9 protein-coding genes and 3 pseudogenes are annotated in these 8365 nt (G+C 70.5%); 5 read left to right on the top strand and 7 right to left on the bottom strand.

The features are described from left to right. A pseudogene (locus ACFE8Y_RS19345) lies at window positions 1-428 on the top strand (competence protein ComEC); the annotation flags it as partial. Here ACFE8Y_RS19345 and lexA read toward each other — a convergent pair. Further along, a complete protein-coding gene (gene lexA / locus ACFE8Y_RS19340; RefSeq protein WP_375466001.1) occupies window positions 422-1162 on the bottom strand; it encodes a transcriptional repressor LexA in 741 nt (246 codons plus the stop codon). The pseudogene ACFE8Y_RS19345 and the gene lexA overlap by 7 nt on opposite strands. 185 nt (window positions 1163-1347) lie before the next feature. Next, window positions 1348-1611, bottom strand: a complete 264-nt coding sequence (locus ACFE8Y_RS19335) for a transposase (protein WP_375466002.1) — start codon at window positions 1609-1611, stop codon at window positions 1348-1350. 81 nt (window positions 1612-1692) lie between these two features. On the opposite strand from ACFE8Y_RS19335, the pseudogene ACFE8Y_RS19330 reads away from it, so the two are divergent. Then, window positions 1693-1984 (top strand): annotated as a pseudogene (locus ACFE8Y_RS19330) (integrase core domain-containing protein); the annotation flags it as partial. Here the strand turns inward: ACFE8Y_RS19330 and prfB are convergent. Continuing rightward, window positions 1981-3109, bottom strand: a protein-coding gene (prfB, locus tag ACFE8Y_RS19325) for a peptide chain release factor 2 (protein WP_375466000.1) whose coding sequence is annotated in 2 segments (ribosomal slippage) — window positions 1981-3039 and window positions 3041-3109 — 1128 coding nt in all. Because the reading frame shifts where the segments join, the coding sequence is not laid out codon by codon here. The pseudogene ACFE8Y_RS19330 and the gene prfB sit on opposite strands and share 4 nt — an antisense overlap. Before the next feature lie 175 nt (window positions 3110-3284). Between prfB and ACFE8Y_RS19320 the strand changes: the two genes are divergently transcribed. After that, window positions 3285-3638 carry a DUF3140 domain-containing protein gene (locus ACFE8Y_RS19320; protein ID WP_375465999.1) on the top strand — a complete coding sequence of 118 codons (354 nt, stop codon included), beginning with the start codon at window positions 3285-3287 and terminating at the stop codon, window positions 3636-3638. Between the two features lie 82 nt (window positions 3639-3720). Further along, complete coding sequence (locus ACFE8Y_RS19315) at window positions 3721-4689, top strand: hypothetical protein (RefSeq protein ID WP_375465998.1); 969 nt, start codon at window positions 3721-3723, stop codon at window positions 4687-4689. On the opposite strand, the gene ACFE8Y_RS19310 is transcribed toward ACFE8Y_RS19315, so the two are convergent. From ACFE8Y_RS19310 to ACFE8Y_RS19295, 4 genes are all read right to left on the bottom strand, one after another. Further along, window positions 4667-5008, bottom strand: coding sequence for a hypothetical protein (locus ACFE8Y_RS19310; RefSeq protein WP_375465997.1), 342 nt, complete (start codon window positions 5006-5008; stop codon window positions 4667-4669). The two genes, ACFE8Y_RS19315 and ACFE8Y_RS19310, sit on opposite strands and share 23 nt — an antisense overlap. 132 nt (window positions 5009-5140) lie before the next feature. Continuing rightward, a complete protein-coding gene (locus ACFE8Y_RS19305) occupies window positions 5141-5353 on the bottom strand; it encodes a hypothetical protein (protein WP_375465996.1) in 213 nt (70 codons plus the stop codon). Window positions 5354-5503: 150 nt separating this feature from the next. Beyond that, window positions 5504-6721 carry an LL-diaminopimelate aminotransferase gene (locus ACFE8Y_RS19300; RefSeq protein ID WP_375465995.1) on the bottom strand — a complete coding sequence of 406 codons (1218 nt, stop codon included), beginning with the start codon at window positions 6719-6721 and terminating at the stop codon, window positions 5504-5506. A gap of 109 nt (window positions 6722-6830) precedes the next feature. Beyond that, window positions 6831-7214 carry a hypothetical protein gene (locus ACFE8Y_RS19295; protein WP_375465994.1) on the bottom strand — a complete coding sequence of 128 codons (384 nt, stop codon included), beginning with the start codon at window positions 7212-7214 and terminating at the stop codon, window positions 6831-6833. 153 nt (window positions 7215-7367) lie between these two features. Between ACFE8Y_RS19295 and ACFE8Y_RS19290 the strand changes: the two are divergent. Further along, a pseudogene (locus ACFE8Y_RS19290) lies at window positions 7368-8365 on the top strand (class I poly(R)-hydroxyalkanoic acid synthase); the annotation flags it as partial.

Raw genomic sequence — 8365 nt, 5'->3', positions numbered from 1 at the left:
AGGCCGCAGGCGGCACGGCCTGCGACCGGATCGGCTGCACCTTCCGCACAGGCGACGGCCGCGCGGTCGCGCTCCTCAAGGACCGCCGCGGCTTCGCCGAGGACTGTGCCCGGGCCGACGTGCTGATCACCGCGCTCGCCGCGCCGCCGGGATGCGCGGCCGCCCTCGTGATCGACCGGACCTACCTCGCGGCGTCCGGTGCCGTGGCGATCCGCCTGACGCCGGAGGGCTTCCACGTCGCGCGCGCCCACGACACCGATCGGACGCCACCCTGGCACCCCGAAGCGCCCGCGAGCGTGAAACCGCCCTCGACCGGGTTCCTGGGCATGGCGGCGCCCCCGCGTCCCGCCGACGGCTCGTCCGAAGGACCTCTGGACGAGCCCATTGCCGATCCGCCTCCGGATCTGCCCGCGGAGAGCCTTCAGTAGCGCCGGACGAGGCTGACGAGACGTCCCTGGATCTGCACCCGGTCCGGACCGAGCACGCGGGTCTCGTAGGCGGGGTTGGCCGCCTCCAGGGCGATCGACGAGCCGCGCCGGCGCAGGCGCTTCAACGTCGCCTCCTCGTCGTCGATCAGGGCGACGATGATGTCGCCCGTGTTGGCGGTGTCCTGCTTGCGGATCACGACGAGGTCGCCGTCGAGGATGCCGGCCTCGACCATCGAGTCGCCGCGCACCTCCAGGGCGTAATGCTCGCCGCCCGCCAGGAAGTCCGGCGACAAGGTGATGGCGTGGCTCTGGTTCTGGATCGCCGAGATCGGCGTGCCGGCCGCGATGCGCCCCATCACCGGGATCGAGATCGCCCGCCCGCTGTCATCGACCATCTGCGTGGCCGCCGGCCGCGGCCGGGCCTCCCGCGAGCGGCCGCCCTCGACCACGCTCGGCGTGAACCGGCGCGCCTCGACCGGTACGGGCGCTGGCGTGGTCGTCACCTTCGCGCGGCTCAGGCTCTCCGGAATGCGGATCACCTCGATCGCCCGGGCCCGATTCGGCAGGCGCCGCAGGAAGCCGCGCTCCTCCAGTGCGGTGATCAGGCGATGGATGCCGGATTTCGACTTGAGGTCGAGGGCGTCCTTCATCTCGTCGAAGGACGGCGGCACGCCGCTCTCCCGCATGCGTTGCTCGATGAATTGAAGGAGATCCAACTGCTTGCGCGTCAGCATCGGCGGGGACTCGTTCGTGAAGGCGGCTGAAACAGGGTAGGTCGCAGAAACAAAACACGAACACACTAAACGTTCCGTAAGTGTTCCGCAAGGGTTCTTGCGTGGGCGTTTCGGGACGGCCGAACGAACTTGGCGGCGGGCTTGTCATCCCTCATTGGCGGCAAAATGCGAAAGGGCTTGCAGGTTTAACGCGTTATGGCGGCCAGGCGATCGACTTCCGCCAGGGCGATCTCACCCTTGCTCCGCGGTGTGATCGCCTGCTCGGGCCCGCCCGCCTGCGCGCACTTCGGATCGCTCGTCCACGCCTCGGGCAGGAACAGACGCGAGCCCACCGGCACCTCGCCCTGCGCCAGGGTGAGCGAGACTAGAACGCTCTCCGCCGAAGTGGACGCCGGTTCGGCGTAAGAGAGCGGGTTAGAACAAAGACTAAGAGCCGTGCCTGATTGCAGCGCGGTCGGGCACGGCTCTAAGAATTGTCAGTTCGCCCCTGCCGATGGGCCGCAGTACTGGCGCGCGACGCCGACGCTACGAAGACCTTGCGTCTCTTGCGCATCCGCCACAAGCGGAATCCGACCCGACACGCCAAAGACCAACGGTAAGAGCCTGCCCCGGACGCGATCCGGGGTCGAACGCTTCGTCCAGACCTCGCTGAGGGAGTGGGCCTATGCCGGAGCCTACGACAGATCCGATCAGCGCCGCGGCGAACGCCAAGCCTTCCTGTTCCGCTACGACTGGCAGCGGACGCACGTGGGCATCGACGCCGAGACGCCCATCCGCCGCCTCGGTCTCTCCGAGGACAACCTGTTGACGCTCCGCATCTAGTCGATGTCCGCGACGGTCTCGGTGGCGCCGTAGAGGCGCTGCGCGAGGGACGCCTCGATGAAGGCGTCGATGTCGCCGTCGAGCACCTCCTCGGGGTCGGTCGATTGCGCGCCGGTGCGCAGGTCCTTCACCAACTGGTAGGGCTGAAGCACGTAGCTGCGGATCTGGTGGCCCCAGCCGATGTCGGTCTTCGAGGCGGCCTCGGCGTTGGCCTTCTCCTCGCGCTTCTTCAGTTCGGCCTCGTACATCCGCGCGCGCAGCATGTTCCAGGCGGTGGCGCGGTTCTTGTGCTGCGAGCGCTCCTGCTGGCACGCCACCACGATCCCCGTGGGGTTGTGGGTGATGCGCACCGCCGAATCCGTGGTGTTGACGTGCTGGCCGCCCGCGCCCGACGAGCGGTAGGTGTCGATGCGGCAGTCCGATTCCTTGATCTCGATCTCGATCCGGTCGTCGATCACCGGGTAGACCCACACGCTGGCAAAGCTCGTGTGCCGCCGCGCGCTCGAATCGTAGGGCGAGATCCGCACCAGCCGGTGAACGCCGGACTCGGTCTTGAGCCAGCCGTAGGCGTTGTGGCCCTTGATCAGCAGCGTCGCGCCCTTGATCCCGGCCTCCTCGCCGTCCGACCACTCGACGATGTCGACCTTGTACTTCCGCCGCTCGGCCCAGCGCCCGTACATGCGCTGGAGCATGTTGGCCCAGTCCTGGCTCTCGGTGCCGCCGGCGCCCGCGTGGACCTCGAGGTAGGTGTCGAAGCCGTCGGCCTCGCCCGACAGCAGGGTCTCGATCTGGCGGCCGGCCGCCTCCTTCTCGACGGCGCGGATCGCGGCCTCGCCCTCCCGAATCGAGGCCTCGTCCCCCTCCGTCTCGCCGAGTTCGATCAGCATCGCCCCGTCGTCGAGGTCCTGCTGGAGCTTGCGGATCGCGCTCGCGGCCTCGTCGAGCTGGTTGCGCTCGCGCATGACCTTCTGGGCCGCGTCCGCGTCGTTCCAAAGCTCGGGGTTCTCGGAGGCTGCGTTCAGCTCCGCGAGGCGCTTGTCGACGGTGTCCCAGTCAAAGATGCCTCCTCAGCAGCCCGATCGACTGCTTGGCGGCATCCGAGGCTTGCTCGATCTCGGCGCGCATTTCGAGGGGGTGTCGCTTCGGTGGTGGTTCGGGCGGGGTTCAGCGGGGTGATACCGGCGCGGGCCTCGCCTGTAAACGCCGGACCCTGCGGCCCCGCACCGCGCGATCCCGCCTGAAACGCTGCGTGGCTCGCGCGTTGACCGGGCGTTTCTCAACCAGCCTGCGGACGGGTACGATGACGGCCAAGCATGACGAGACGCACGACGACGCGAAGACCTGGGGAGAGTTCAACGCGGTCGTGAACATGACCGCGACCGCCCTGAGGACGCATCTCGATGGCGAGGCGAGCAAGTCCGTCGGCCAGAAGACCGACGGCGGCGAGTCGACCGGCCATGCCGAGGGCCGGCGCATCCTGGAGATCAAGGACAAGAAGAAGGCGGACCTGACCGAGGACGACTACGCCCACATGCGCAAGGTCGTCTCCTACGTCCGCCGGCACTCGGCGCAGGGCGGGAAATCCCGCACCGATCCCCACTCGGCGTGGTGGCTCTCCCTGATGAACTGGGGGCACGATCCGTCGAAGGGCTGACCAGCCGTGCGGCGCGTCGCACCGCGGGCGCTGCGGCGCAAGCGGTCCGCAGACGGGCGCGAATCGCGTAGGACGCGTCGCCATGGCGTGGCGCGGCTTCACTCTCGTCTTCCTGCTCGTGTCCCTCGCGGCCGGCGCGGGGACGCTCGTACTCGGCCGCCTCCCCGCGGCCGTCCGCTGCCGGCCGAGCCCGGTGCCCGGCAGCTTCGTCGCGGAGTGCCGCGGCGTCGGCGACTACGATCACGCGGCCTTCGCCCTCGGCCTGGAACCGGCGGCCGTGGCGGCGCTGGCTCGCGCCGACATCGTCGTCCTCGGCAACAGCCGCGCGCAATTCGCCTTCTCGACCGCGGCGATGGACGACTTCGCGAAGCAAAGTGACGCGGCGATCTACCGGGCCGGCTTCGGCTACAACGAGGGCAGCGCCTTCGCCCACCGGGTGCTCGCCGGGGCCGGGGCACGCCCGCGCGCTATCATCGTCAACGCCGACCCGTTCTTCACCGCGCGCCAATCGCCGCCGGCCATCCGCATCCGCGACGATCCGTGGCGCGCCCTGGTCGCGGGCCTGCGCAGCAAGGTCGCCCTCGACCTGCGCAGCGGCCTCTGCGCGCGGCTCGCGCTCGAACCGCTCTGCCGCGGAAGCCGCGACGGGGTCTACCGCGTGGCCGGCACCGGCTCGTGGATCTGGAACCCCCGTCTGCCGTCGGAGGCCGCGACCGAGATCGATGCCGGTCCGGGCGCTCCGCTGCCGTCATCCGCGGCCGACGCGCCCACACCGGACGCGCTGGCGCGAGACCTCCTCGCGGCGCTCGACCTTCCGCCGCGCTGCCTGTTCCTGACCGCGGTGCCGAATTCGCAGGACGACGCCTCGGCGGCCGCCTCGGCGCTCGGCCAAAACCTCGGCGCTCCCGCGATCCTGCCGCGGCTGACGGGCCTGCGCACGCGCGACGGCTCGCACCTCGATCCGCCGAGCGCCGAGCGCTGGTCGGCGGCCTTCCTCGCGCAGGCCGAGGCGGGCCTGCGGGACTGCCTCAGCGCGCCCCGGGGCCGGTGATCCAGGCCGGTGCCAGGACGTACCGCCGCGGCGTGCGTCCGGCGCTGCGCGTCTCCATGGACGCCTCGTCGTAGTAGTTGAACCCGGTCAGGCCGAAGCTGCTCCCGTTCATCACCTGCGGCACCGGGATCGCGGGCACGGCGAGGTCGGGCCGCGACGGCGGGACGATCGGCCGATCCGCGGCATCGACCTGGAGCACGGTCGGCCCGTCGGGCCCCTGGAAGATGTAGGATGGGGCTTGCGCGGCGGCCGTCCCGGCGTCGGCGAGCCCGAGGCACAGGAGGCCGGCGGCGAGGCTGGATCGGATGGCTGAGGTCACGCTGTGCTCCGTCGCGTGGGCGGGGCTGCCCGGGCTTCGTTCATCGAGACTATGCCGGACCGCGCGGATTGTCCGTGGCCGGAGGGTACGGCCGGTTCGGGTTATCCCCCGCGACGCGGCGGCCTTCGATCCTCAGCCCTTCGCCCGCAGGACGGTGCGCGGCGCCTGGGCGACGGGCGTGCACTCCGTCCTGAAGGCGTTCAGCACAAGCGGGCTCGCATCGCAGGCGAAGGCCGCGTCCGGGCCGGGCGCCGGGATCGGATCGCGCGCGACGATCGGGTTCGGCGCGCAGGCCGACGCGGCGGCCGCGGCCACGAGGGCGGCGGTCAGGGACAGGCGGCGCATGCAAGCCTCGGACACGCGGACGGATCGTCCGCGATCGACCCTGCGCACCACGCCGGGACGTGACAAGCATCGCGACCGGCCCGGGGGCGCTTTGGGCCGCCCGTGTCGCCCGGCCGCAACAACGTCCGCCGCGGCCGCGCGCGGCGTTCGTTACGCCGTCTTGGCCATCGGTACGACGTTGTGGAGCGTCCGGTCCGCCGTCTCGAAGAAGCGGCGGACGTTGCGGGCGGCCTGCCGGATGCGCTGGTCGTTCTCGACCAGCGCGATGCGGACGTAACCGTCGCCGAACTCGCCGAAGCCGATGCCGGGCGCCACCGCGACGTCGGACTTCTCCAGGAGCAGCTTGGAGAATTCGAGGCTGCCGAGATCCTTGAACCGGTTGGGAATCGGCACCCAGGCGAACATCGAGGCGGAGGGTGCCGGGATCGTCCAGCCGGCCTTGCCGAAGCTGTCGACGAGGGCGTCCCGGCGTTTCTTATAGATTGCCCGCATCTCGTGGATACAGTCGTCCGGCCCGTTGAGGGCGGCGGTGGCCGCCACCTGAATCGGCGTGAACGCGCCGTAATCGAGGTAGGACTTCACCCGGGAGAGCGCCGCGAGCAGGCGCTCGTTGCCGACGGCGAAGCCCATGCGCCAGCCGGCCATCGAGTAGGTCTTGGACAGCGAGGTGAACTCCACCGTGCAGTCGATCGCACCCGGCACCTGCAGCACGGAGGGCGGCGGCGCGCCGTCGAAGTAGACCTCGGCGTAGGCGAGATCCGACAACAGGATGATCTCGTGGCGCTTGGCGAAGGCGACGAGGTCCCGGTAGAAGTCCAGGCTCGCTACCATCGCCGTCGGGTTCGACGGGTAGCAGACCACCAGCGCCACGGGCTTGGGGATCGAGTGCTGCATGGCCCGCTCCAGGGCCGGGAAGAAGGCCGGGTTCGGCTCGGCCGGCACCGCGCGGATCACCCCGCCGGCCATCAGGAAGCCGAAGGCGTGGATCGGGTAGCTGGGGTTGGGCACCAGCACCACGTCGCCGGGCGCGGTGATCGCCTGCGCCATGTTGGCGAAGCCCTCCTTGGAGCCCAGCGTCGCCACGACCTGGGTGTCCGGGTTGAGGCTCACCCCGAACCGGCGCTGGTAGTAGGCGGCCTGCGCCCGGCGCAGGCCCGCGATGCCTTTTGATGCCGAGTAGCGGTCGGTGCGCGGGCGGCCTGCCGTCTCGCAGAGCTTCGCGATGACGTGCTTGGGCGCGTCGAGGTCGGGGTTGCCCATGCCGAGATCGATGATGTCGGCGCCGTTGGCGCGCGCTGCGGCCTTGATCCGATTGACCTGCTCGAAGACGTAGGGGGGCAGGCGCTTGATGCGGTGGAAATCGGTCATGGCCATCTGTCCAGCGGCGCGGGTCCCGCAAGGCGCACGGGCGGCCTTGCTGGGGGCGGTCGGCCTCTCTACCATCGAAGCGCGCCGCCGCCGACCCGCAATCTTTCGCCTACTGCGCCGGCACGCTCGCGGGTTTCGTCGCCTTCCCCGCGCTCTCGGCGGCGCGCCCCTTCGATTCGTTGCGCCCGCGCGCGCCTTCCAGCTCGGCCTCCAGGGCCTTCTGGCTCTCGGCCGACTTCGCCCGCACCGGGCGCGGGGGCGCCGAGACGCCGACCGGCATGAACGCGGCCGCCGCCTTCGGCCGCGATGCCGTGACGAAGTCCGGCGCCGCGACGGTCTTGGGGCCGTAGCCGGCCTCCACGGCCAGGGTGCGGATCGGGCTGACGTCGCCGGAGCAGGCGCCGACCGCGGCGGCCGCGCCGAGGGCGAGGCTGCGGAGGATTACGGCGGAGGGGGTGAGGCGGCCGGCGCGTCGACGATGCGTTGGAACCATGGGGTGGATGTATCGCCGTCGATGCATGCCGCGCTGGGCAAAGTCCGGGTTGGCGCGTTAATTTGTCGGAAACGAGGCCCGGGGCCGCCGCGCGGCGGTTCGTTCGGGCCCGCCGCGCCGCCCGCGCGGACGCCGCCAGGGAGTGGATCACGCGTGACAACGCCGCAGACACCGACGCCCGCGATGCCGGATTTCGAGGCGCTGTCGCGCAATGCCGGGCAGTTCATCGAGGAACTCGGACGTGCCGCCGCCCGGTACATGAAGCCTGCGGACGCTGGCGCGGCCGGTCCCCCGCAGGAGGTCAACGACATCGTCCGCACTCTCGGGATCGTCGCTGAGACGTGGCTGTCGGACCCGAAGCGGAGCCTCGACGCGCAGGCCAAGCTCAGCGAGGCCTTCGTGGCGCTGTGGGGCTCGACGTGGTTCCGCCTCCAGGGCGAGGCCGCGGCTCCGGTCGCCCAGCCGGAGCCGAAGGACGCCCGGTTCGCGCACGCGGAGTGGTCGTCGAACCCGTACTTCGACTTCATCAAGCAGGCCTACCTGATCACCGCGCGCTGGGCGGAGGGGCTGGTCGCGGAGGCCGAGGGCCTCGACGAGGCGACGCGCCACAAGGCGCAATTCTACCTGCGCCAAGTCACCGGCGCGCTCTCGCCCTCGAACTTCGTGATGACCAACCCGGAGCTGATCCGCCACACCCTCCAGGAGAACGGCGCCAACCTGGTCCGCGGCATGAAGATGCTTCAGGAGGACCTCGCGGCCGGCGAGGGCGAGCTGCGGGTGCGCCAGACCGACCTCGACGCCTTTACCTTCGGCGTCGACGTGGCGGTGACGCCGGGCGAGGTGGTGTTCCGCAACGACCTGATGGAGCTGATCCAGTACGCACCGCGGACCGAGACGGTGCTCAAGCGCCCGTTCCTGATCGTGCCGCCCTGGATCAACAAGTTCTACATCCTCGACCTGAACCCGGCCAAGAGTTTGATCGGCTGGATGGTCGACCAGGGCCTGACCGTGTTCGTGATCTCATGGGTCAACCCGGACGAGCGCCACCGCGACAAGGACTTCGAATCCTACATGCGCGAGGGCATCGAGGCCGCGGTCGACGCGATCGGCGTCGCCACCGGCGAGACCGAGGTGGCGGCCGCGGGCTACTG

The organism is uncultured Methylobacterium sp. (assembly GCF_964242245.1).
Taxonomy (GTDB): domain Bacteria; phylum Pseudomonadota; class Alphaproteobacteria; order Rhizobiales; family Beijerinckiaceae; genus Methylobacterium.
This window is presented reverse-complemented; position numbering and strand designations above follow the sequence as displayed.